This is a genomic window from Pontibacter sp. LHS1, from assembly GCF_058932855.1.
The window spans coordinates 35,168-59,250 of record NZ_JBZYWF010000006.1; the positions used below are offsets into that span (position 1 = coordinate 35,168).

At 51.3% G+C, this 24,083-nt stretch carries 21 protein-coding genes; 8 read left to right on the forward strand and 13 right to left on the reverse strand.

The features are described from left to right. Positions 1 to 10: 10 nt before the first annotated feature. Complete coding sequence (locus AC5FXQ_RS12775; protein WP_493602814.1) at positions 11 to 1,357, reverse strand: NfeD family protein; 1,347 nt, start codon at positions 1,355 to 1,357, stop codon at positions 11 to 13. 84 nt (positions 1,358 to 1,441) lie between these two features. Between AC5FXQ_RS12775 and AC5FXQ_RS12780 the strand changes: the two genes are divergently transcribed. The 4 genes from AC5FXQ_RS12780 (at position 1,442) to AC5FXQ_RS12795 (ending at position 5,217) form a co-directional block, all read left to right on the forward strand. Beyond that, complete coding sequence (locus AC5FXQ_RS12780; protein WP_493602815.1) at positions 1,442 to 2,212, forward strand: DUF4905 domain-containing protein; 771 nt, start codon at positions 1,442 to 1,444, stop codon at positions 2,210 to 2,212. Positions 2,213 to 2,235: 23 nt separating this feature from the next. Further along, positions 2,236 to 3,219 (forward strand): septal ring lytic transglycosylase RlpA family protein, encoded by a 984-nt coding sequence (locus AC5FXQ_RS12785; RefSeq protein WP_493602816.1) that lies wholly within the window; start codon positions 2,236 to 2,238, stop codon positions 3,217 to 3,219. 146 nt (positions 3,220 to 3,365) lie between these two features. After that, positions 3,366 to 4,142 carry a TIGR02757 family protein gene (locus AC5FXQ_RS12790; RefSeq protein WP_493602817.1) on the forward strand — a complete coding sequence of 259 codons (777 nt, stop codon included), beginning with the start codon at positions 3,366 to 3,368 and terminating at the stop codon, positions 4,140 to 4,142. A 34-nt stretch (positions 4,143 to 4,176) separates the two neighbouring features. Next, positions 4,177 to 5,217, forward strand: coding sequence for a serine hydrolase domain-containing protein (locus AC5FXQ_RS12795; RefSeq protein WP_493602818.1), 1,041 nt, complete (start codon positions 4,177 to 4,179; stop codon positions 5,215 to 5,217). A 154-nt stretch (positions 5,218 to 5,371) separates the two neighbouring features. Here AC5FXQ_RS12795 and AC5FXQ_RS12800 read toward each other — a convergent pair whose 3' ends face one another. Both AC5FXQ_RS12800 and AC5FXQ_RS12805 read right to left on the reverse strand, forming a co-directional pair. After that, positions 5,372 to 6,253, reverse strand: coding sequence for an alpha/beta fold hydrolase (locus AC5FXQ_RS12800; protein ID WP_493602819.1), 882 nt, complete (start codon positions 6,251 to 6,253; stop codon positions 5,372 to 5,374). Positions 6,254 to 6,412: 159 nt separating this feature from the next. After that, on the reverse strand, positions 6,413 to 6,871 hold the full coding sequence (locus AC5FXQ_RS12805) for a NanQ anomerase/TabA/YiaL family protein (RefSeq protein WP_493602820.1): 459 nt from the start codon (positions 6,869 to 6,871) through the stop codon (positions 6,413 to 6,415). A 247-nt stretch (positions 6,872 to 7,118) separates the two neighbouring features. Here AC5FXQ_RS12805 and AC5FXQ_RS12810 point away from each other — a divergent pair, with 247 nt between their 5' ends. Then, entirely contained in the window at positions 7,119 to 9,515 is a 2,397-nt protein-coding gene (locus AC5FXQ_RS12810; RefSeq protein ID WP_493602821.1) for an endonuclease MutS2, read from the forward strand. 32 nt (positions 9,516 to 9,547) lie between these two features. Here the strand turns inward: AC5FXQ_RS12810 and AC5FXQ_RS12815 are convergent, their stop codons facing one another. The 3 genes from AC5FXQ_RS12815 to murB all read right to left on the reverse strand — a co-directional run bounded on the left by AC5FXQ_RS12815 (position 9,548) and on the right by murB (position 11,647). Continuing rightward, positions 9,548 to 9,982 (reverse strand): hypothetical protein, encoded by a 435-nt coding sequence (locus AC5FXQ_RS12815; protein ID WP_493602822.1) that lies wholly within the window; start codon positions 9,980 to 9,982, stop codon positions 9,548 to 9,550. A gap of 105 nt (positions 9,983 to 10,087) precedes the next feature. Further along, positions 10,088 to 10,528, reverse strand: coding sequence for a hypothetical protein (locus tag AC5FXQ_RS12820; RefSeq protein ID WP_493602823.1), 441 nt, complete (start codon positions 10,526 to 10,528; stop codon positions 10,088 to 10,090). A gap of 102 nt (positions 10,529 to 10,630) precedes the next feature. After that, positions 10,631 to 11,647, reverse strand: a complete 1,017-nt coding sequence (gene murB / locus AC5FXQ_RS12825) for a UDP-N-acetylmuramate dehydrogenase (RefSeq protein ID WP_493602824.1) — start codon at positions 11,645 to 11,647, stop codon at positions 10,631 to 10,633. 302 nt (positions 11,648 to 11,949) lie between these two features. Here murB and AC5FXQ_RS12830 point away from each other — a divergent pair, with 302 nt between their 5' ends. Further along, entirely contained in the window at positions 11,950 to 13,143 is a 1,194-nt protein-coding gene (locus AC5FXQ_RS12830; protein ID WP_493602825.1) for a THUMP domain-containing class I SAM-dependent RNA methyltransferase, read from the forward strand. A gap of 197 nt (positions 13,144 to 13,340) precedes the next feature. On the opposite strand, the gene murA is transcribed toward AC5FXQ_RS12830, so the two are convergent. The 3 genes from murA to AC5FXQ_RS12845 form a co-directional block, all read right to left on the reverse strand. Next, positions 13,341 to 14,645 (reverse strand): UDP-N-acetylglucosamine 1-carboxyvinyltransferase, encoded by a 1,305-nt coding sequence (gene murA / locus AC5FXQ_RS12835; protein ID WP_493602826.1) that lies wholly within the window; start codon positions 14,643 to 14,645, stop codon positions 13,341 to 13,343. Positions 14,646 to 14,652: 7 nt separating this feature from the next. Further along, a complete protein-coding gene (locus AC5FXQ_RS12840) occupies positions 14,653 to 15,321 on the reverse strand; it encodes a DUF4290 domain-containing protein (RefSeq protein WP_493602827.1) in 669 nt (222 codons plus the stop codon). A 222-nt stretch (positions 15,322 to 15,543) separates the two neighbouring features. Then, entirely contained in the window at positions 15,544 to 17,799 is a 2,256-nt protein-coding gene (locus tag AC5FXQ_RS12845) for an ATP-dependent helicase (RefSeq protein WP_493602828.1), read from the reverse strand. A gap of 251 nt (positions 17,800 to 18,050) precedes the next feature. Between AC5FXQ_RS12845 and AC5FXQ_RS12850 the strand changes: the two genes are divergently transcribed. Both AC5FXQ_RS12850 and AC5FXQ_RS12855 read left to right on the forward strand, forming a co-directional pair. Further along, positions 18,051 to 19,661: an ankyrin repeat domain-containing protein gene (locus AC5FXQ_RS12850; protein ID WP_493602829.1), complete on the forward strand. Its 1,611-nt coding sequence runs from the start codon at positions 18,051 to 18,053 to the stop codon at positions 19,659 to 19,661. A gap of 81 nt (positions 19,662 to 19,742) precedes the next feature. Further along, positions 19,743 to 20,324, forward strand: a complete 582-nt coding sequence (locus AC5FXQ_RS12855; RefSeq protein ID WP_493602830.1) for a DUF3109 family protein — start codon at positions 19,743 to 19,745, stop codon at positions 20,322 to 20,324. 74 nt (positions 20,325 to 20,398) lie between these two features. On the opposite strand, the gene AC5FXQ_RS12860 is transcribed toward AC5FXQ_RS12855, so the two are convergent. The 4 genes from AC5FXQ_RS12860 to efp all read right to left on the reverse strand — a co-directional run bounded on the left by AC5FXQ_RS12860 (position 20,399) and on the right by efp (position 24,031). Next, a complete protein-coding gene (locus tag AC5FXQ_RS12860) occupies positions 20,399 to 21,355 on the reverse strand; it encodes a DUF6340 family protein (RefSeq protein WP_493602831.1) in 957 nt (318 codons plus the stop codon). 135 nt (positions 21,356 to 21,490) lie between these two features. Further along, positions 21,491 to 22,834 carry an acetyl-CoA carboxylase biotin carboxylase subunit gene (accC, locus tag AC5FXQ_RS12865; RefSeq protein ID WP_493602832.1) on the reverse strand — a complete coding sequence of 448 codons (1,344 nt, stop codon included), beginning with the start codon at positions 22,832 to 22,834 and terminating at the stop codon, positions 21,491 to 21,493. A 127-nt stretch (positions 22,835 to 22,961) separates the two neighbouring features. Next, a complete protein-coding gene (gene accB / locus AC5FXQ_RS12870) occupies positions 22,962 to 23,462 on the reverse strand; it encodes an acetyl-CoA carboxylase biotin carboxyl carrier protein (RefSeq protein ID WP_493602833.1) in 501 nt (166 codons plus the stop codon). A 5-nt stretch (positions 23,463 to 23,467) separates the two neighbouring features. Further along, positions 23,468 to 24,031, reverse strand: coding sequence for an elongation factor P (efp, locus tag AC5FXQ_RS12875; RefSeq protein ID WP_007660147.1), 564 nt, complete (start codon positions 24,029 to 24,031; stop codon positions 23,468 to 23,470). Positions 24,032 to 24,083 lie beyond the last annotated feature (52 nt).

Genomic DNA, 24,083 nt, shown 5'->3' on the forward strand with positions numbered 1-24,083 from the left:
TCCCCGATTCCTAAACTTTCTTCACCCGGAGCGCAAAGGTACTTTGGTCAATCACCTGCACGGAGTCACCTTTTTCGATGAAGCCGTCGCGGGCCTGCGCGTCATATACGTTATCGTCAATCATCACACGTCCGCTCGGGGCCATGCGGGTATAGGCGACACCTGTTTTACCAATCAGGTGCTCGACTGAGTTGCTGGAGCGATAGCCCTCTTTGCTGGCGAAGGTATTGGCAAGAGTGACTCGCTGCAAGGCGCGGCTGCCCAGCACGCGGTTCCAGGTCAGCATGACAATGATCACAGCACTGATCATACCCAGCAGCACCGACACCAGGCTTTCCATAAGACGCTCCGATGAAACGAAAGTAAAGTCAAAGGCCTGGTTGTTGATCATGATCAGCAGCAGCGACAGGAACACCAGCGAAATACCACTTATACCTGTCACACCAAAGCCAGGCACAACAAACACCTCCAGCGCAATGAGCACCAGCCCCACAATGAACAGCAGGATCTCCCAGTGCTCAGCCAGTCCGTTGAGGTAGAAAGGTGTAAGGTAGAGCACACCGGCCACAATAGCAGCCATCAGCGGAAAGCCCACACCCGGCGTCTGCAGCTCAAACCACAGTCCGCCGATGATGATCAGGATGAGAATGCCGCTGATAACAGGATTCAGGAAAAAAGAAATGACTTTGTTGGTAGTGCTGAGTTCATATCGGATGATCTCAGCATCCTGCAGATTAAGCTTTTGCAGCACCTCGTCGATGTTGTTAGCCTGTCCTTCACAGAAGCCGTGCTGGATGGCTTCGGATGTGGTGAGTGTAAGCACCTGATCGGCAGACAAGGTGCTGTCCACGGCAGCGTCTACCATGGCCTCAGCCAGTCTGGGATTGCGTCCGTTTGCCTCTGCAGTGGAGCGCATGATGGAGCGCATGTAGCTCTGGTACTTGCCGGGAGCTGCCTGTCCGTCGGCACCGACCACCGTGGCTGCCCCGATGTTGGCGCCCGGTGCCATGTAGATGCTGTCGCAGGCAATGGAAATAAGCGCCCCGGCCGAGGCTGCATTCTTATCGATGAACACATAGATCGGTTTCGGGTACTCGAGCAGCCGCAAGCGGATGGCGTCAGCATCATTTACGGCACCGCCATAGGTATTCAGCTTCAGCAAAATGTGATCCGCCTCCACGCGGGTAGCCTCGTCGAGGGCCAGCTGGGTATAGCGGTTGGTGCGCGGGTCGATCTCTGACCCGATCTCCATGATGAACACCTTCTGTCGCTCCTGTGCCAGAACGGCTGTGAAAGAAAAGAGAAGGGCCAGCAGGAGGAGTGACGGCCATTGCCATATTTTTGCGTTAGATTTCATACATTTGAGCTTAATCGGAAATAAGGTACTAAAAAAATCCCGCTTATTCTTTCCCTACTTTTTAAATACGATTTTGAGGCGCCTGTGTGGCGTATCCGGCTGGATGCACCCAATGGCTGGCTGGCACTGGAGGTGCGCGACGCTGACCTGCTGCAGGTCCGCTTCTATACCCAGCACCTGCCCGACGCGCAGCTGCAGGAGCTCAAACTGCCCGATGCTAACACCTGGTGGCTGGGGCTGGAGGACGTGCACAAGCAGGTCGTATACCTGCACGGCTATGGCGACCGAAAACTGGGGCAGCACAAAGGTATACGGGCGTTTGCGGCGGAAACAGGTAAAGCACTCTGGCAGCAGCCGGAACTGGCTTTTTACGGAGTGGAGGAGAGGGGCGTGCTGGCTTACGAGATTGCACAAGAGCGTTTGGAACTGCTTTTGCTGGAAAGCGGTTACGGTAAAACCGTGCAAAACGATATAGGCCAAAAAGAGGCGGCAGATCGGGTGCAGCGCTACCACGAACACCGCTTTGGTGCTGTGCAGTACCCGCACCTGTACCGGGAGGGCGAGGCTTACTTTAAGCAGGTGCGTGATTTCCTGGCGCAGGAGCTTGATTGTGAGCCTGTAAGCGCCCTGGAGTACGCCGAGATGGATACCTGTCTGGTGGTGAGTTACTACTGCAAGTCAGGTGAAAATAAGTTAGATAATTTTCTGGCTGTTTTTGATTTAAATGGTTTTTTGCACTTAAATGAGTTACTTGCAGGTGCAATTGATGGCGTAGGTTCAGATACTTTTTTTATCTTTATGCGCAATTTGTACTTCGTGCAAAACAAAACAACCTGGAAGGCATATTCTCTTTAAATTTTATAGTTCGACTTTTAGCTATGATCCGAATTTTACTTATCGCCCTTGTAGCAATGCCGCTGCTCCCTTTTTCGGCTTCAGCCTTCGACATGGTTGCCCTGCGCGACTCTGTAGGTGTAGAGCGTAAGAATGGGAAGGTATACGTGCAGCACCGTGTGGAGCCAAAAGAAACGCTTTACGCCCTTTCCAGAAAGTATGGCGTCTCTGTTGCACAGATCGTGGACTCCAACCCCTCAGTAGAAACCACCATTAATGTCGGCCAGGTTGTGCTGATTCCGCGTAAGTATGCCGCAGCACCAGCCACTTTCAAGCAGACGCCTGCTGCAGGCACCGCCAGCAACCGTACCTTTACGGTGAACAGCCGTGGCGAGAAGCTGCACCAGGTAGAGCCACAGCAGACACTCTATTCGATCTCCCGTATGCATGGCGTGAAAGTAGATGATATCAAGCGCTGGAATAACCTGCCTGACAATACGATCAGTGTAGGATCTCACCTGATCGTGGGCAAGGGCCAGGCGGTACCGTCCAAGAATCCGATTTATGTGAGTGAGACTGATGACGAGATTGCAAAAGATAGCGTAACGGAAACTGCTGTGGCTTCGACAGAGCCTGTGGCAGCCAGCACTAACCCAGCCAATACCCACATCGTACTCACGCCGCAGCCAGCTACGCCAACACCGGCTACCAGCGTTTCGGACGACGACGAGGAGGTGGTAGACTCTGTGTCTGGTGCCAAAAAGATCATCGAGACAGGTATGGCCGAAATGATCGATCCGAAAGCAGATACAAACAAATACCTGGCGCTGCACAAAACTGCTCCGGTAGGTACTATCATGCAGGTGAAAAATGCCATGAACGACCAGGTAGTGTATGTGCGTGTGATTGGTAAACTGCCGAATACAGGCGAGAACAACAACGTGGTAGTGCGTCTGTCGAAGAAAGCCTGCCAGAAGTTAGGCGCCATCGACCAGAAGTTCAGAGTAGAATTGTCTTACATGCCATAAGCAGGTATAGCGATAAAAGGAAAGCCCGGGCAGCCATGTTCGGGCTTTTTGTTTTTGGCGGCTTCTATACCTGCAATGGACGCTTAGTTTGGGTTGCCTGCCGCATAATGTTTAACTTGCAGGGCGCTATTTCTCGTACCAAGCACATGAAACAGGACATCGCCCAGATCAAAGCCCTGCTCGACGACCGGGTAACCCGCTATAACCAGCCCAACTTTATATCGAACGACCCGGTGTCCATACCGCACCGTTTCACGAATAAGCAGGACATCGAGATCAGCGGCTTTTTTGCATCCATTCTGGCCTGGGGACAGCGCAAGACCATCATCAACAACTGCCTGAAGCTGATGGACCTGATGGACAATGCTCCACACGAGTTCATCCTGCAGCATCAGGAGCAGGACCTGCCGCGTTTTCTGGGCTTCAAACACCGCACCTTCAACGACACTGACCTGCTCTATCTGATCCACTGGTTCAGGTGGTATTATGAGCAGCACGAGAGCCTGGAAACGGCTTTTACAGGAGAGCACAATAAGATCAGGACGCAAAAGGAGCGACTGGAGCATTTTCACGACCTGGTATTCAGTCTGGAGGATGCCCCGCACCGCACCCGCAAGCACATCTCCACACCGGCCCGCAAGTCAGCCTGCAAGCGGCTGAACATGTACCTGCGCTGGATGGTGCGGCCTGCTGACGGCGGCGTGGATTTTGGCATCTGGCACACGATGCAACCTGCTGACCTGGTCTGTCCCTGTGATGTGCACGTAGAGCGGGTCGCCCGAAGGCTGGGCCTGATCACGCGCAAGGGCATGGACTGGCAAACAGCAGAAGAACTGACCGACCACCTCCGGGCTTTCGACCCGGAGGACCCCGTGAAATATGACTACGCCCTGTTCGGGCTGGGAGTGGAGGAGAAGTTTTAAGGTATAGCATAATGAAAACCCGATGCTGCAGCATTTGAGAGAAGCTCTGGATGAGCACCTGGCAAACAATTATACCTCCGACGGTCCCGGCGCAGCCCTGCTGGTATCGGTGGCGGGAGAGGAGCTTTACACAAGCGGTAGAGGTATAGCTGACCTCGTAACCACTGAGCCGATCACGCCTGACACTACTTTCCGACTGGCTTCGGTAAGCAAGCAGTTTACGGCCATGTGTATCCAGCTGCTGGAGCAGGAGGGATGCCTGACTTATGATGATACTTTAAAGCAGTATTTTCCGGAGTTTCCGGCAGGTATAGGAGCGCAGGTTACGCTGCGGCATTTGCTCAGCCATACCTCCGGCTTGCTGGATTATGAGGAGTTTGTGGAAGAACAGCCTGACTGGCAGATCAGTGATGAGGAAGTACTAGCCATAGCTGCCGCACAAATCAAGACCTACTTTACACCCGGCACCCAATACAGGTATAGCAACACGGGTTTCGTGCTGTTGGCGCTGGTAGTGGAGCAGGTGTCAGGTATAGCCTATGCGGATTTTGTGCAGCAGCGCATCTTTACCCCACTAGGTATGGAAACATCGATGCTCTACCAAAAGGACAAGGCTATACCCAAGCGGGCGATGGGTTATGCCCGAAGCGAGAAAGGGGAAATTCTACAGGCTGACCAGGGCACCTGCACCGCCACCAAAGGCGACGGCTGTATCTATACCTCTGTGCGCGATTACCTGCGCTGGCACAAGGCGCTCATCAAAAAGTCCGGTATGGCACCCGCGCTGGAGCAGGTATACGCTCCTATTGGGGGTTATGAAAATGGCTTCTACGGGATGGGCTGGTTCTTTGGCAGGCGTAGCTCAGGCGGACTGGAAATGTATCACACCGGCAACACCAGCGGCTTCAGCAATTTGGTCATTCGTATACCTGAGAACGAGGTGCTGATTGCCTGTTTTTCCAATACGGCCGATAATCCATATCTACTGACGGGTTTCCTGGATGTGCTGGAGCAGTTTCCGCTGCTTCGCCCAGAGAACCGACTGGTAAGAGATCTGCTTGCGTTGACACGTTAGCCTATAGCTTGAAAAGTGACTTCTTAAAGCAGACGTTCTTTTTCGAGCTGGCAAAAGGCCCTAATTTGAGGTGTTGGTATAGGCAATGAGATTACAAACTCCGTTGCTGGGTTTCAGGATTGTTTTGATGTGATCCAGGTATAGGAATCAACTCTCATTTCCCTTGGGTAAATATTCTAACATCTGTAGCAAATCGGTCTTCTTCCTCCATGTCCGGGAAATGAGCGCTGTTTTCATACAGCTTAATGATGCTGTTGGCTAACACCTGCTTCAAGGCAAGCCCTGTGTGTAGACCGCCGTTTTTGTCATGCACGCCACAAATGATCAGGGTAGGGGTTTTTACACCGGTTGCCTTCTCCACCAGGTCGGCTTTATTGTTTTTGATGTACACCTTCGCCATAAGGCCAGTGTTTTTCAGGTTGCTTTCCTGCCACAATTGCCTGTTTTTCTGTGCCAGCTCAGGTTGCAGAAACAGGAATCGGTCGACCACATCTGTAGAGCTCAAGTTCCATACCTTTCCATACTTATCCTCTATTGACGTAGTGTCTTTCAGTATCTGCTCTATCCCAGCCTTGAAAGTACTATCTCCAATAGCATAAAAGCCTTGAATCTGCACCAGCATGTTCGCTTTCGACAATTCAGCAGGCGATGATAAGATCAATTTCTCAACCCGTTCAGGATGTGCCATGGCATAACGTAAGGCTAATTCGGCCCCAAACGAGTACCCGAGTAAGGTCATTTTCTGAACTCCTAGAGCTACTCTCAACTGTTCCAGGTCACTGATGAGCGTCTCTAACAAGTAGTCATTTGGGTCTTGTGGAGCTTCACTTCTTCCGCTTCCGCGCTGTTCGTAATAAACAACTGTAGCAAAAGATTCGATCTTAGGCCCTATCGTCCTTTCAAAATTATAATGGTTGCCACCCGGGCCGCCATGCACGACTACAATGGGAGTGGTGCTGTTTTGGCTGCCTTTTACTTTCACCCAATGCTTAATGCCATTTAAGGTGTAGTATTGTTCCCCATCATTCATCTGCATGCTACTCTCAAGAGCCTGGCTGCTAGTTACAGGCCGGCCACAGGAAAAGAGTACCGCTACTAGCAAAAGGCTGTATATATACTTCATATGGATGACATCTTATTTACCCTTGAACGAGTAACGCTATTTTCCAGGTTCGATTCTGCAGAGCAGGCAGCATTATGCCTCAGGCTTCACCGCAATCTTCAATACCACCTTGCGTACGTTTTCCTCTGTGATCATGGCGGCGTGGGCATCGTCTGGGTAGAAGATGGTAAACGAACCAGCCGGCACATCAAACCAGAAGGCAGGACGATCCGGGAAGAAGGCCGCATCGCGTTCGTCCTGGTAAGGGTCATTTGGAGCCTCGCATTGTGTCAGGTCTTTCCAGCCCATGTGGTCGGTGCCGGAAATCACGTACTGTATGTCAATGTAGCGGCGGTGCACCTCCAGTTTGGCGTCCTTTTCAGGTATACCGCTGCCTTCGGAGATAATCGCAAAGAGATCTTTGCCTACCATCGCCTTTTGCCCAAGCGGGAGCGTCATCAGATCAGCTTCCTGTAAAAATTGGAAAGCCTGTGCAAAAAGCGGATGCATGCAAGTGTAGCGGTCGGCGTTAGTGATTTTGTCGAGTACCATGTGTTTAGTTAAGAGTTAAAAGTTGTAGCGACGTTACACTGTAACGTCGTGGTGCTACGCAGCAGGATCGTGTGATTACAGGGTACGACCTATTAGTTCGCTCACAGGCTCCCTGACCAAACCACGCAACCTAGAACCAGCCTTAAGCATTTTATTCACCAAATTATTTATAAAACCACAGCGAACGAAAGCAGCGGCTTTACTTGTTATAATATGCTAAATTTGCCCTAAATCTAAGAGATAACAATTGATCTATCCAGAGAACTTTGAAATAAAAATTGGCTTTGCGCAGGTGCGGGAGATGCTCTCAGAACTTTGCCTGAGCCCACTCGGCCGGCAGTTTGTCAGCCGCATGACGTTTCTGAACCGGCATGACCTGGTTCAGCGTCTTTTAGAACAAACAAACGAGTTTAAACAACTGCTAGAGTCCGACGCCGAGATTCCGCTGCAGCATTACTTCGACGTAACCGCCTACCTCGACCGGGCCGCTATACCGGGTACTTTCCTGGAAGTGCAGGCTTTCTTCGAGATCAAGATGTCGCTGCGCACGATCCGCGACTCGCTGCGCTACATTTCCAGTGCCGAAGAGGGCAAATACGAAGCTCTGAAAGCCCTTGGTGCCAATGTAATGGTAGAACGCTCCCTACTCGCCGCCCTCGACAAGGTGGTGGACGATGCCGGTGCCGTGCGCGACGATGCCTCCCCCGAACTGCAGCGCTACAAGCGTGACCTGATCGCGCAGCAGGGACAATTGCGTAAAACGATCAGCTCGATCATTCGACATGCCAAAAACGAAGGCTGGACGCCCGGCGATGCGGAGCCGACCATACGTGGTGGACGACTGGTTATACCTGTTATTGCCGAGCACAAGCGCCGCATCAAAGGTTTGATTCACGACGAGTCGAACACAGGACAGACTGTATACATTGAACCGGAGTCTATCTTCGAACTCAACAACGACATCAAGGACCTGGAGAATGCCTATCACCGTGAGCTGATTCGGATCCTGACAGGCCTGACCAACACGCTGCGCAACTTTATACCGGAGCTGCGGAAGGCTTACCAATACCTGGGTTTGCTGGACTTTATCAGGGCCAAGGCGGCTTTTGCAAGACGAGTGGAGGCCACGATGCCAAAGCTGCACAAGTATCCGCACATCGCCTGGAAAGAGGCCATACACCCTTTGCTCTACCTGTCGCATAAGCAGCTGGGTAAGCCAACGGTGCCGATGGACCTGGAGCTGACCCGCGACCAGCGCATTTTACTGATCTCAGGACCAAACGCCGGTGGTAAGTCCGTGAGTTTGAAAACCGTGGGCCTGGTGCAGTACATGCTGCAGACCGGCATGCTGATTGCGGTGGCCGACGGTTCGGAGGCAGGTATCTTCCATGACATCTTCATCGACATCGGCGATGAGCAGTCTATCGAAAACGACCTGAGTACCTATAGTTCGCACCTCACTAACATGAAGAAGTTTGTGACAGTGGCCGATAACAAGAGCCTGGTGCTGATTGACGAGTTCGGTACTGGTACGGAGCCGGTGCTGGGTGGTGCTATTGCCGAGGCGGTGTTGCAGAACCTGAATGACAGCAAGGTGTTTGGCGTGATCACAACGCACTACACCAACCTGAAGAACTTTGCTGAGCGCACACCGGGCATTGTGAACGGCGCCATGCGCTATGACCATAAAAACCTGCAGCCGCTCTATCAGCTCGAAATTGGTAAGCCCGGTTCATCCTTCGCGATCGAGATTGCCCGCAAAATCGGTTTGCCGAGGCACATCGTCGATAAAGCCAGTAGCTTGGTGGGTAAAGACAAAATCCGCTACGACCGCCTGTTAGAGGAGCTCGAAACTGAGAAGCAGGAGCTGGAGAAGAAGCTGAAAGAGGCCACGGCCCTGGAGCTGAAGTTGAAGCGTAACGTGAAGGAGTACCAGGATCTGAAGAACTTCCTGGAGGAGAGCAAGCAGGACGTGATGCGCGAAGCCAAAGGCAAAGCGAAGCTTTTGCTGAAGGACGCTAACCAGAAAATCGAAGCGACCATCCAGCAAATCAAGCAGAGCCAGGCCGAGAAGGAGCAGACAAGGCAGGCCCGTCGCGAACTGGAGGAGTTTGCCACTGAAAAAGTGCGTAAGGAAGATCCACGACCTGCTCATAAACGGGTGGCCAGCAATGGCGGACCACTCAAAGCTGGTGACACGGTTTCACTGATCGGGCAGGACTCGGTAGGCCAGATCGTAGGTATAAAAGGCAAAACGGCGGAGGTACTGTTCGGCGGCCTGAAAACGATCGTGAAGGTAGACAACCTGGAGCGTGCCGAGGCGCAGACCAAAAAGCAGAAGAAAGCCGAAGTGGCTGAGGGCTATACCCGTGGCATGAACATCACGCAGCGTATGGCTGACTTTGGCTCTACGATCGACATCCGGGGCGAGTATGCCGAAGATGCTTTGAATAAAGTGATGAACTTCACCGACGAAGCCATTATGCTGGGTATACCGGAGATCAAGATCATCCACGGCCGTGGCAACGGTGTGCTGCGACAGGTGGTGCGCGACTACCTGTACTCAGTGCCGGAAGTGGTCAGCCTGGCCAGCGAGGCAGAGGAAAGGGGAGGCGACGGTGCTACCCTGGCTGTACTTAAATAAAAAAAGGCTCCTGTTAAGGAGCCTTTTTTGTTCTAGCGAGTGTATCTTACTTCTAGGTCTACAGGTTCATCATCTTCAAACTCAAGGGTTTGTTCTAAGCGAAGTTCTTTATCTGTAAGTATCAATACTCTGGCAGTATATTCATCATCTGTCCCTTTGTCAAATATGATCGATTGATCGTTATTCGCAAATTCCCAGGTGCCACTTAGTGAGCTTCTTTCATAAGAATCCACATAAGTACCGGCCTTATCGAACTTGACCGTGTTCTTTTTGATGTCATAGCCAAGTTCTTCTAAAAAGAGTTCAGAGATGTCATTGCCGAAAGCCCAGAGCGAGTTGCCTGTCCAGGTATTGGCTGTCAGTAAGTCTCTGTTCGAAGGCTCCTTATCTTCATCTTTGTCGCACGACGTCATGCTGGTCACCAGAAGGAGGGCAAACAGGAAGGTGAGTAATTTTTGGATTTTCATGAAATGGTCTTTTAGTGAAGTAATGGAATTACCTGGAGCCCGTCCTGAGCCTGTAAAGGTGCCATGGAGACGCACGAGGGTATGTTTAGTCCTAACTTAAGGAATTTAGTCTTTTTTCACAAATTGGACCTTGGCATCGAAGTTCGTGTTGTTGCGGTTTACAGTGGCGATCAGGTCCATGTTGGTAGCGGTGAGGTTCTCTATCTGCAGGTCGCCAAGCAGGTCAAAGTAAATGATCGTTTCATCTTCCTTGAACTCCCATGTACCAACAGTGGTCTGTGTAGAGCCTGCCTGGTCGTATACCGCGGTATAGGTACCGTCGCGGCGCAGAGTCAGGCGTGTGCTCTTGATGTCGAGCAGCATGTCTTTGATCTCGGGGCGGTCTGACACGTCAAAACCGTTCACCAGTACGCGGTCACCCTGCCACTCATGGGCTACAATGAGGTCCGTTTTGGTTGGTGCCGGATCATCGTCGTCGTCACAGGATACCAGTGTAAGGGGAAGCGCTAAAAATAAAAACAGGAGTCGGAATATATATAATTTCATAGGGTAAAAAGCAATTAAAGTACACCCTATATATCGCAGCCTGCCTAAATAAGTTAGGGAAGTTTAGTTAAAAATTTGAGCGTTTCCCTGAAGTTAGCAGGGCTACATGATGTTTACTTCCGGCTGCAGTGAGATGCCGAACTTCTCTTGCACAGATGCTATGATATCCTGGGCCAGCTGAAGCAGATTTTCGCCTTTTGCGCCACCGTAGTTTACCAGTACCAGTGCCTGGTTTTTGTGCACACCGTAGTTATCGATCACTTTGCCCTTCCAGCCGCATTGCTCAATCAGCCAGCCAGCTGGTACCTTCACGCTGGTTTCCGACACTGGGTAGGCCGGCATCTCAGGGTATTTTTCCTTGAGCACGTCAAAGAGGAGCACCGGTATCTCAGGGTTTTTGAAGAAGCTGCCCGCATTGCCGATTTGGGCCGGATCAGGAAGCTTGCTGCGGCGTATGTGGCACACGGCGGCGCTTATATCGTGTATGGTAGGCTGCTGCACCTGCATCTCCTGCAGGGTGGTCTGGATAGCGCCGTAAGAGGTGTTCAGTTCGGGGTTTTTGCGAAGGCGCAGTATGACGGACGTTACGACATACTGTCCCTTCAGGCTGTGTTTGAATACACTTTCGCGGTACCCGAACTGGCAGGCTTCCTTGTCGAACGTTTGGACTTCGCCGGTTTCGAGCTTCACGGCTTCCAACTCCACAAACACATCCTTGAGCTCTACACCATAGGCGCCAATATTCTGCAAAGGAGCGGCACCTACGGTACCAGGTATAAGCGACATGTTTTCAACGCCACCCAGATTATGCTCGAGGCAGAAGAGCACCAGGTCGTGCCATTTCTCACCACCGCCAGCCCGCACATAGGTATAGTCACCGTCTTCGCGCAGCACTTCCATGCCTTTGATGCCATTGAGCAGCACGATACCTTCAAAGTCTTTTGTGAATAGCAGATTGCTGCCCCCACCCAATATAAGCTTCGGCTCTTCCTTTACCTCAGGCCGCTGCAGCAGCTCCTGCAATTCCTGCACACTGTCGAAGCGGGCAAAATGCCTGGCCTTCACATCGATGCCAAACGTATTGTAAGGTTTAAGGGGAAAGTCTTTCTCGAATTTCATAAACGGGTATTTGAGGCAAAAATAAGGTTTTATTAGTTAAGAGTTAAAAGTTATGAGTTGAGAGTTATACCTGGAGTTGGTGGAAAGAAGTATGTCTCCTGCTGTTTTGCCTATTAGATGCGCAAGGGGTACTGGTAATTCATACATCCAGAGCAGCGTTCAGGTATAACTTATCACAATCAGAAGATCAAAATTTGAGAAGTGTAGTAGCCAGAGAAGGTGTCGTCTTTTTCAACTCTTAACTAATCACATAACTCTTAACTAAAATAACGCTATTTTTGTGGTTTAAACAGGTATAGCAGATGGCGAAGCAAAAGCAGAGCGATAATTTCAACATGATTGCCACAACGCTCAGTGGCCTGGAAGAGGTGCTGGCAGAAGAGCTGCGTGCGCTTGAGATGGAGTTTATCAAAGTAGGCAACCGGGCTGTTTCTTTCTCTGGGAACCTGCGCCAGCTCTACGAAGCCAACCTGTGGTGCCGCACAGCCATCCGCATTCTCAGACCGATCCGCAACTTCAAGGCCCGCAACGAGCGCGACCTGTACGAGCAGGTACAGAAAACCAACTGGGCCGAGATCATGGATCTGGACCAGACTTTCGCTATTGACGCCGTAGTGAGCCATTCTACGTTTGAGCACTCCCTTTTTGTGGCCCAGCTAACCAAAGATGCTATCGTAGACCAGTTCCGCAAAGCCACCGGCGAGCGCCCATCCGTGGATCGTATCCGACCGGACGTGCGCCTGAATCTGCACATGCACGAGAACATGGTCACCCTTTCCCTCGACTCTTCAGGTGATTCACTGCACCGCCGAGGCTACCGCCTGCAGACCAACGTAGCGCCGCTCAATGAGGTGCTGGCCGCTGGTATCATCGCCCTCTCAGGCTGGGACAAGAAATCGACCTTCATCGATCCTATGGCCGGCTCCGGTACTTTCCTGATCGAAGCTGCCATGATGGCTCAGAACATTGCACCGGGCATCTTCCGCCGCGATCCTTTCGGTTTTGAGAGCTGGAAAGATCACAATGAAGAGCTGTTCGAAATGGTATGGAAAACTGCCGAGGCCAAGGAAAAGCGTGAGCCGCAGGCCCGGATCATCGGGTACGACATCGATCCGGACTATGTGCTGGCAGCCCGCAAAAACATTGAGAATGCCGGACTGAACCATGTTATCAAAATTGAACTGGCTGATTTTTTCAAGACCGAGGCTCCTGTAGAGGAGGGAGTATTGATCATGAACCCACCTTACAACGAACGCATCGTGTCTGATGACATTCACGCCCTCTACAAGCAGATCGGGGACACGCTCAAGAACAATTACCAGGGCTTCGACGCCTTTGTATTTACCGGAAACCTGGATGCTGCCAAGAGCATCGGCCTACGCGCCTCCCGCCGTACGCCACTTTACAATGGCGCTATTGATTGTCGCTTGCTTAAATATGAGTTGTACCGTGGCAGTAGAAGAGGAGAGGGTAAAGAGGAAATGCAGCAAGACTAAGCGTTTAGGTATATAATAGCTGTACAGACGTCGTATACTCGAAACAGTATGTTTGCAAGTCAACTCTTTATGATTGAACAGGTATAGCCTGATCGCCTCATAAGGTATAAAAAGAAGAAGAGCACTATTTATGGGTGCTCTTCTTCTTTTAAAGGGAAACAGTCACCTAACTAAAGTAACCTTTCCTGTATTTGAAATTACATTCTTCTGATCTGTGCACCCAAGGCATTCAGACGGCCGTCGATGTTCTGGTAGCCGCGGTCGATCTGCTCCACGTTGTCGATGATGCTGGTGCCTTCCGCAGAAAGGGCAGCTATGAGCAGGGCCACACCGGCACGAATGTCAGGGGAGGTCATGCGGATGCCACGCAGCGGGATCTGCTTGTTCTGACCGATCACGGTCGCACGGTGCGGGTCACACAGGATGATCTGAGCACCCATGTCAATTAGTTTGTCCACGAAGAACAGGCGGCTCTCGAACATTTTCTGGTGCACCAGCACAGTGCCTTTTGCCTGCGTAGCCACTACTAAGGCAACGCTCAGCAGGTCAGGCGTCAGGCCCGGCCAGGTATGGTCTGCGATGTTCAGGATACTACCATCAATATAGGTATCCACTTCGTAGCGGTCCTGCTCAGGTATAAAGATATCATCGCCTCGGAATTCCATTTTGATGCCCAGGCGCTGGAAAGTATCAGGTATGAGGCCCAGTTCAGGAATCTGACAGTCTTTGATGGTGATCTCGGATCCGGTCATAGCAGCAAGGCCGATGAAAGAACCGATCTCAATCATATCGGGCAGCATGCGGTGTTCGGTACCGCCCATCTGTTCCACACCCTCTATCACGAGCAGGTTAGAACCAATGCCACTGATTTTGGCGCCCATGCGGTTGAGCATACGGCAGAGCTGCTGCACATAGGGCTCACAGGCGGCGTTGTAGATCGTGGTCGTTCCTTCGGCCAGCACAGCAGCCATCAGGATGTTAGCTGTACCTGTTACAGAAGCCTCGTCAAGCAGCATGTAAGCTCCCTTCAAACCTTCTGAAGTAACGGTATAGAAGTCGTCCTCAGCACTGTATTGAAAAGAAGCGCCCAGTTTTTCGAAACCTGTAAAGTGCGTGTCCAGTCTGCGGCGGCCGATCTTGTCGCCACCCGGCTTAGGCATTTTCGCTTTACCGAAGCGGGCCAGCATCGGACCGACGATCATCACGGAGCCACGGATGGCGCGACCTAGCTCTACAAAACGTTCGGAGTCCAGGAAATTGATGTCGATGTCATCCGCCTGAAAGGTATAGGTATCCGGCGCCAAGCGCTCAGTTTTTACACCCAGCGAACGCAGCAGGTCAATCAGTTTATTGACGTCGCGAATATCCGGAATATTAGAGATCGTTACTTTCTCAGGGGTAAGAAGTACGGCGCACAGGATTTGCAGTGCCTCGTTTTTGGCACCCTGCGGAATGATTTCTCCGCGCAGTTTTGCACCGCCTTTTACTTCAAATGAAGCCATTTAATTACTATTTGTTTCGTTGGTTGGAAGTTGATCTGGTGTTTTTGCGGCCACGGTTGTCACCGCCGCGGTTCTGTTGCTGCTGTGGGCGGTTGCTGCCACTGTCCTGCGACTTGCTGCTCACGGATTCGAACAAGTTATTGCTCTCGATCATAGCCAGGTCCAGGTTAAGTTTTCCTTTGGAGATCTGCTGTATATCGTTCAGGATCACATCGTCCGTGATGCTGTCTTTGTTATAAGAGCGGTACAGCGTCTTCATCAGTTTTCCGATTGAGATGGTCGCGGCTTCACGCTCCTGATCATCCTCGATCTCTGTGGCGCGCTGAATCAGTAGCTCCACGTTCTGGCCGTAGTGCTTATACCTGGGCGTGCTGAGTGGGTACTCCATCGGCTGCGGCTTGTCGTTGAGGTACTCCATTGCGCTGAGCGGGTAGGGTGCATCCACATCGAGTTTGGAGCCGGACATCACATAGAGGTGGTTCCATAGTTTTTGCTGAAAGTCCTGTGTGTCGCGCAGCTGCGGGTTTAGTTTGGCCATCAGGTTGACGAGCAGATGCGACAGACGGGTGCGCTCCGAGCGGTCTTCTACCGACAGGATGTGGTTGACCAGGTCCTGAACGTTTCTGCCGTATTCGCGCAGCAACAGGTCTTGCTTAAATGTGGTACTTGCTTCCATTATCTCAATTTATGAATCTCAAATGTATGTTTTTTTTTCGTATCAGGTAGCACGTATCACGTAGCAAGACTTTTGGGGAATTGACTATAGACGTTGTGACAAAAGAAAGGACTATATACATGAAGGTATAATCATTCCCGAAAACTCTTTTGTCCTTTGTCAAATAATCTTTTGTCTCGAGAAAAAGTCGTGCTACGTGATACCTGATACTTGATATGGTTTTTACTCATGTATACGCAGCTTGGCAAAGCTCAGCAATAGGGTTTTCTCGCCTACTTCGTCGAAGTTAATGATGGCTTTGGTGCTGTTGCCTTGTGTATCTATTTTGGATACTACGCCAAAGCCGAATTTAGGGTGCTCTACTTTCATGCCGGCGGCCAGGTTCGACGTATCGCTTGGCTTAAAATCGGCAGGGGCGGTATAGGCCGTGGCCGCCTGTTTGCGGGCCGGCGGCTGCACCAGGCTGCTGATGCTGCTCTTACGCTGCAGCACACGGTCAAACACGTTTCCACCGCCGCTGGCTGTGTTTTGCTCGCCATACTTGAAGTTGAGGTACTTCGGATCGATCTCGTCGAGGAAGCGGCTCTTCTCGCAGGCACGCAGGTTTCCCCACTGGTAACGGCTGGTAGCGTAGGTCAGGTATAGCTTTTTCTCAGCACGGGTGATGGCTACGTAGAACAGGCGTCTTTCCTCTTCCAGGTCAGCGCGGGAGTTCAGCATCATCTGGCTCGGGAAGAGGTTCTCTTCCATACCTACGATGAACACGTTCTTGAACTCCAGACCCTTAGCTGAGTGGATCGTCATCAGCGTCACAAACTCGCCGTCCATATCGGCTTTGGTGTCAGCATCGGTGATCAGGGCAATGTCCTGCAGGAAAGCCGACAGACTCTTGTCCTCCTTCTCCGGATCGTCGACATACTCTTTTATACCGTTGAGCAGTTCCTGGATGTTCTCGTAACGGGCCAGGCCCTCCACGGTTTTGTCCTGGTAAAGATCGTCGACTATACCTGAATGCTTGGCCACATGCTTGGCTACCTCAAAGGCATCCTGGTTATCAGCAATGCGGGCAAAGTCTTTGATCATGATCGAGAAGTTCTCGATGGCTGTGCCTACCCGGTTGCCCAAAAACTGCCCGGCATTCTGTATTACCTCCCATACACTGTGATTGGTCTCGTCGGCCGTCACAAAGATCTTCTGCTCGGTAGTTTCGCCTATACCTCGTTTCGGGTAGTTAATCACACGGCGCAGGGCCTGCTCGTCGTTCGGGTTTACCACCAGACGCAGGTAAGCAATCAGGTCCTTGATCTCTTTGCGCTGGTAGAACGAAAGACCACCCACAATCTTATACCTGATGTTCATGCGGCGCAGGGCTTCTTCCATGGCCCTGGACTGCGCATTGGTGCGGTACAGGATGGCAAAATCGTCGTAGGAGAGGTGGTTGCTCATCTTCTCCTCAAAAATGGTCGTGGCTACCAGCTTGCCTTCCTCATTGTCGGAGTTGGCCTTGATCACCTCAATTAGCGGTCCCTGCTCATTGTCGGTATAGACATCTTTCTTCAGCTGAGCCGAGTTATTCTTGATCACCGAATTGGCCGCATTCACGATGTTCTTGGTAGAACGGTAGTTCTGCTCGAGCTTGAACACCTCCAGCTCCGGATAGTCGCGCTCAAAGTTGAGGATGTTCTGGATGTCAGCACCCCGGAAGGCGTAGATAGACTGCGCATCGTCACCCACTACCACAATGTTGCGGTTCTGGGCGGCCAGTTTGCGGGTAATCAGGTACTGCGAGTAGTTCGTATCCTGATACTCGTCCACCATCACAAATTTAAAGATGTTCTGGTACTTGTTGAGCGCATCCGGGTGGTCGCGGAACAGCACGTTTGTCTGGAATAGCAAATCGTCGAAGTCCATGGCGCCGGCCTTAAAGCAGCGGTTAGCGTACTGCTCGTAGATCTTACCGATCTTCGGGCGCATGGCCGCTTCGTCGTCGGCCTGTATCACCGGGTCATTCAGGTACTGCTTTACTGAGATCAGCTTGTTTTTGGCGGATGAAATACGACCCAGCACCACGTTTGGCTTGTAGAGCTTGTCGTCCAAGTTCATCTCCTTCACAATGTTGCGAATGAGCGTTTTGGAGTCATCCGTATCGTAAATCGTAAAGCTTTTCGGATAGCCGATCTTTTCCGCCTCTGCACGCAGGATGCGCGAGAAAACAGAGTGGAACGTGCCCATCCAGATATTCTTGGCCTCGTTTCCGATCACTTTCTCGATACGGTGGCGCATTTCTTTGGCCGCCTTGTTGGTAAAGGTCAGAGCCAATATGTTGAACGGATCAATTCCCAGGCTAATGAGGTGGGCGATCCGGTAAGTAAGTACTCTTGTTTTGCCTGAGCCGGCACCCGCAATGATCATGGCAGGCCCCTCGGTGTGGAGCACGGCCTTGCGCTGCGACTCGTTCAGTAAACTAATATAATCCATTTCGTCTCTTCCGCGTGCGTCTTTAATAATCCATGCAATTTACACATTCCAATCCGTTTTAGGAACGGCACTTGCACATTTAGAGAACCAGACAGCCCTTGTAATTGGTTTCTTATAGAGTAATGCGTTTTTGGCCTCTCATTTGCGTGTCTTCGGGCAGGGCTTTTTAGAGAAACGCCGCATTATCTGTATCTTTGTAAAATTGAGAAGGTTGCTGCGGGTTTTTAACACCTGCTATACCTGAGAAATATATGATCCCATTACCACGCATGAAAAAGCTACTCCTGCTCCTTGCACTGCTCCCGGCCGGCCATCTGGCTGTGGCGCAATCCGATACCGCTCAGGTTGTCAAGGTGATACCTGACTCCCTGAGACAGGCAAAAGTGCCCCGTTCCGCCAAACAGGTATGGCGCACACCGGAAATGCAGGAAGCCATGGACCTTTATATCGGTCTGCAGTACAACGAAGCTTACGCCAAGTTCCGGCAGGCTGCCGCGCGCGACGAGGCAGCGGCTTACTACTTTATGGGCCGCATGCACCAGTATGGTGAGCTGCGTGAAGACGGTGCGTCAATTGATGAAATCATCACCTCTGACTCGGTTGCCTATGTGCGCAACCCGGAGAAGTTTTACAAAGCTGACCCTGACACCGCCCGTATTCTCTTCGAGAAGGCACTGGAAGGCAGCAGCTTGTTCGGCAACCTGGGCCTGGCTGAGCTCATGACCCTGCGTAACGAAGAAGACAAGCAGCGTTTTACCCGCCTGATGCGCAGTGCCGCTCTCGACATCCGGGATATGGCCATAGCGGGAGATGCCTTCAGTAACCGCATCCTGGGCAGTATGTACTATACCGGCTACGGTGAGATGGAAGATAAAGGTTATGCCTTTACTTATATCAAGCGGGCCGCCGAACTGAATGATGTGGCGGCCTATACCTCATTGGCTAACCTATACCTGAGAGGGGAGGGCGTGAAAGAGGACGTAGCACAGGCAAAGTACTGGCTCGAGAAAGGCGCCGCTGTCGGAGAAAAGGAAGCCCTCTATACCTTGGGTCTGCTGTACGAAGAAGGCAACCTGGGAAAGCCAGAGCCTGAGAAAGCGCGCAAACTTTATCATGAAGCTATCTCACAGGGTAGCTCCAATGCGTTTGAACAGCTCAAGTACCTCAACCAGTCTTCTGATCAGAAGTTGGTGCTGGCAGCCATTGAACGTAATCCGGACATCGTTAAGCGATCACTGGAGAATGGGGCCTACGTCAACACCGTGTCTGTACCAAACGGCTATGACTTTGACTTCAGACTGCGCACACCGCTTATGCATGGCATTTTCATTCCGCTGCTACTCGAAGACTACGGCGTGATCTACCAGCCCGATGTACGACTGCAGGTGGCAAGTCTATTGCTGCAGGCTGGGGCTGACGTTAATGCAACCGACCAGGATGGCAAAACAGCCCTGCACTATGCCATGTCAGGTGCACGCATCAATACCGAGGGCTTCGAGATCGAGCAGGCACAGTTGCTGGATACACTGTTTAAGTATAAAGCCGACCCGAACATCGTGGATAACAAAGGTAATACCCCGCTCTACTATGCGGTACGTTTTGCCAATGGCACACATATGATGGAGATGAGTCGTCTGCTCAAAGGCGGCGCCAACCCGAATATTCAAAACCTGGAAGGCCTGACCCCACTCATGCTGGCCTGTCAGCTGGATGGAGGCAACGAGGTGATTGTCATGCTGATCAATGCGGGTGCAGATCCGAGCCTGCGTGACTATACTGGCAAAACAGCCATGGACTATGCAAAACGCGAGAGTGTGCAGAATATACTCGTAGCGGCAGGAGCGAGAGCACCAAAGCGCTAGTCTAAACTTATTTAACTTTAATTTTGTCTCCTCTTTGCCGGTGACTCCGGTATAAGAAGCATATTTTACCGCCTAAAACACATGATCGTTCTTCAGAATACCGTCATCAGTGACGACATCCGCGATAATTTCTTTGTCTGTAATCTTGAGAAGTGCAAGGGGGCCTGCTGCATAGAAGGCGATCTTGGTGCTCCGCTTGATGCAGAAGAGTTGACCATACTGGAGGAGAATTATGAGCACATCAAGCCTTACATGACCGGAGCCGGCAAGCTGGCCGTGGAAGAGCAGGGGCTGTACATCGAAGATTTTGAGGGCGACTACTCTACTCCAACCATCGAGAACCGTGAGTGTGCCTATGCCCTTTATGATAATGAAGGCATTTTGAAGTGTGCTATTGAGCAGGCGTATTACGATGGCAAGATCAGCTGGAAAAAGCCGATTTCCTGTCACCTGTACCCGATACGCATCACGAAGTACGATGACTTTGAAGCACTGAACTACGACCGCTGGAGCATTTGCGCCGCTGCCTGCAACTTTGGAGCGGACCTCGGTGTGAAGGTATACCAGTTCCTGAAAGAGCCGCTCATCCGCAAGTATGGGGAGGCCTGGTACGGTGAACTAACGGAGATGATTGAAAATGAAACGCAAGCCGCTACGTCTTAAGGTATAGGCAGATAATATAAAACAGCAAAGCCCGGCCTGAATGGTCGGGCTTTGCTGTTTTATTTGAGGTTCAACTATTTGATCAGACCAGCAGTGGCCCAAAGTTGTATCAGGTTATTTGACAGCTTATCGCCTTTGCCCTGTGCCTGGCGGGCCCAGTGCGTTGCCTGTTCGTAATCACCCGCAGCCTCGTAGGCAACAGCCAGGTTATGGGCTGCCCTTATACCTGTTTTCGTTGACAGGTCCTGCGCCAGCAGCTGTAGTTTGGTAATGGCCTGCTGAAACTGCCCCATCAGCAGCATCAGGTTGAGATCCTGAAAGGGGCTGCCGGTGTAAATCTGTCTTGCCAGCAGCATCGGCTGCGGGTAGAAGCGGTCCCAGTAGCTATAGCCTGTCTCCACGGCCAATTGGTTTACGACCGGACCTGCCTTGCCCATGGCAGGCCCTATGGCGAGCAGGCCGCTTACTACGGTTCTGGAGTCGTAGAAATCGGATTGCTCAATAGTTGCCTGATCCAGAACTGTACCTGTGCTGTCGTACAACGACCAGGTGCTGGCCACAACCAGGTCAAAGTTGGCAGTTTTGGTCTTGTAGCCTTCTTCATCTTCATAGGAATCTATTTGCTTCCCAAACCGTGTGTCAAACTTATCGAGTGTCAGGATCAGGTGGGGGCGGTGCTTGCTATACAGCTCCTGCACTTCGGCATCGCTTAACCTGGGGGAGGAGGGGGAAAGAGTGACAGCCTGGTCTGGGTTGACAAGTACAAAGGTGGAGTCACTGTAAACGGCGCCCATAACGCCCCCAGCTGCCTGGTAAGCTCCTTCGCGCAGTACCTCTATCACGTTACCATTTTTGTTCGATGCCTGTATAGCAGGGTCGTATCGGTTGACTACCAGTACCTTCCATTGGTCAGGGCTCACCCGCACCACGGGAGGGCGCACTGTTTCCATCATCACAACAGACACACAGCTGCTCAGCTGCAGGGCCAGTAAACTCCATAACAGGGTAGCAAATAGCTTGCTTGATTTCATTGCGGTTTCTTTTCAGATGCGTGGCTAAATTAATGCAAATATGGTATTCAGTCTATATTTTAAAACCACATATATCGGGCCAAATAAAAAAACCGGCCCATTGCTGAGCCGGTTTTTCTTCAATTAATGAAATGTCTAAAGTGCACTGAAGTCGAAGTTATCCAGGTATGCCGTCGTGAAGTTTCCTTCCTTAAAGCCCGGATCATCCATCAGTTTCAGGTGGAATGGTACGGTTGTCTTGATGCCTTCGATCACAAATTCGCTCAGAGCACGCTTCATTTTCACCAGTGCCTCCTCACGTGTCTGCGCACTCACGATCAGCTTCGCGATCATGGAGTCGTAGTTCGACGGAATGGTATAGCCGGAGTAAACGTGTGAGTCTACGCGCACACCGTGGCCGCCTGGTACGTGCAGGTTGGTGATCTTGCCCGGAGAAGGACGGAAGTTGTTCTTCGGATCCTCCGCGTTGATGCGGCACTCAATGGCATGCATCTTCGGATAGTAGTTCTTCCCTGTGATCTTCTCGCCGGCCGCTACTTTGATCTGCTCTTTGATCAGATCGTAATCGATTACCTCTTCCGTGATCGGGTGCTCCACCTGGATACGGGTGTTCATCTCCATGAAGTAGAACTCGCGGTGCTTGTCTACCAGGAACTCAATCGTACCTACACCTTCGTAGTTGATGGCCTTTGCGCCTTTGATGGCGGCCTTGCCCATGCGGTCACGCAGGTCGTCGGTGATGAACGGAGAAGGAGTTTCCTCCACCAGTTTCTGATGACGGCGCTGGATAGAGCAGTCACGCTCCGAAAGGTGCGCTACCTGTCCGTGCTGGTCACCGATCAGCTGAATCTCAATGTGACGCGGCTCTTCGATGAATTTCTCCAGGTAGATACCGTCGTTACCGAAGGCAGCCTTTGACTCGGTACGGGCATCGTTCCAGGCCTTATCAAACTCTTCTTCGCTCTTAATGATACGCATACCACGTCCACCGCCACCGGCAGTTGCCTTGATGATGACCGGGTACTTGATCTTCTTAGCCAGTTTTTTGCCTTCTTCAGCTGACTTAAGCAAGCCGTCAGAGCCAGGTATAGTAGGTACGCCTGCCTTTTTCATGGTGTCTTTGGCCGAAGCCTTGTCACCCATGGCATTGATCATTTCCGGCGATGCACCGATGAATTTGATGTTGTGCTCGGCACAGATGCGGGAGAACTCTGCGTTCTCAGACAGGAAGCCGTAACCCGGGTGAATCGCGTCTGCATTGGTGATCTCGGCAGCCGAGATCAGGTTTGGCATGTTCAGGTAGGACTGGGCACTTGGCGGTGGTCCGATGCACACAGCCTCGTCGGCAAAGCGCACGTGCAGACTTTCTTTATCGGCCGTGGAATACACGGCTACCGTCTTAATGCCCATCTCCTTACAGGTACGGATGATGCGCAGGGCAATCTCGCCCCTGTTAGCGATTAGTATCTTTTTAAACATAATGTCGGATTTGAAGATTTGGAAATGTAGAGATTGTCGTGAAAATGATATAAAAATGGAGAGGGACATGCCTTCTCCATTTTCAAATCTTCACATTTTCAAATCTTCACATTTTCAAATCAATGAATTAGCTAGGATCTACCAGGAACAGTGGCTGATCATACTCTACTGGGTTGGCGTTGTCTACCAACACTTTCACGATCTTGCCTGATACTTCTGACTCGATTTCGTTGAAGAGCTTCATCGCTTCGATGATACAGATCACCTGACCCTTTTTCACCTCGTCGCCTACGTTTACAAACGATGGCTTGTCTGGGCTGGAAGAGCGGTAGAAGGTACCGATCATAGGTGCTTTGATGGCGATATACTTGCTGTCGTCGCTGGCCGGAGCAGCAGCAGGGGCAGCCGGAGCGGCTGGTGCCTGTGGTGCTGCAGGAGCAGGGGCAGCGGCCGGTGCAGGAGCAGCAGCGTGTTGTACCGGAGCAGAGGCAGCTTCCTTTACATACGTTACCTGCTGATCGGGATCGCGCTTCACCGAGATCTTGAATTCTTCTGTCTCAATGTTTACTTTATTCAAGCCAGATTTGGCGATAAAGTCAATAAGGTCCTGGATTTCTTTAGCTTTCATTTTTTCTATTTTACTCTTTCTGCGTAAGAATAAGTTCGTGTGTCTACTTTGATTTTTTCGTCCTGGCCAATGAACAACGGTACCTGGATAGTGGCGCCTGTTTCAACGATGGCTGGTTTTGATGCGTTTGTAGCGGTATCACCTTTGAGGCCGGGCTCTGTATACGTAATGGTTAGCTCCACAAAAGGAGGGATCTCGCAGGTAAGCGGCGTTTCTGTCTCGGCATGGAACAGGATCGTTACTTCCTGACCCTCTTTCATCAAATCAGCAAAAGGAACCATCTTTTCGTCAAGTGCTACCTGCTCAAATGTATTCATGTCCATGAAGTTATACCCCAGGTCATCCTTGAAGATAAATTGGTGAGGGCGCTGCTCTACACGGGCAGTTGTGATCTTGTGACCGGCAGAGAAGGTATTGTCGACTACTTTGCCAGTCTTGATATTGCGAAGCTTTGTTCTAACGAAAGCCGGGCCTTTGCCTGGTTTAACGTGCTGAAATTCAATAACTACATAGAGGTCGTTATTGTATTCCATGCACAGACCATTTCTGATGTCAGCTGTGGTTGCCATAGTATGCTGTTGTTACGCTTGATATTGAATGAAACGATAAAAGTATAGCGCA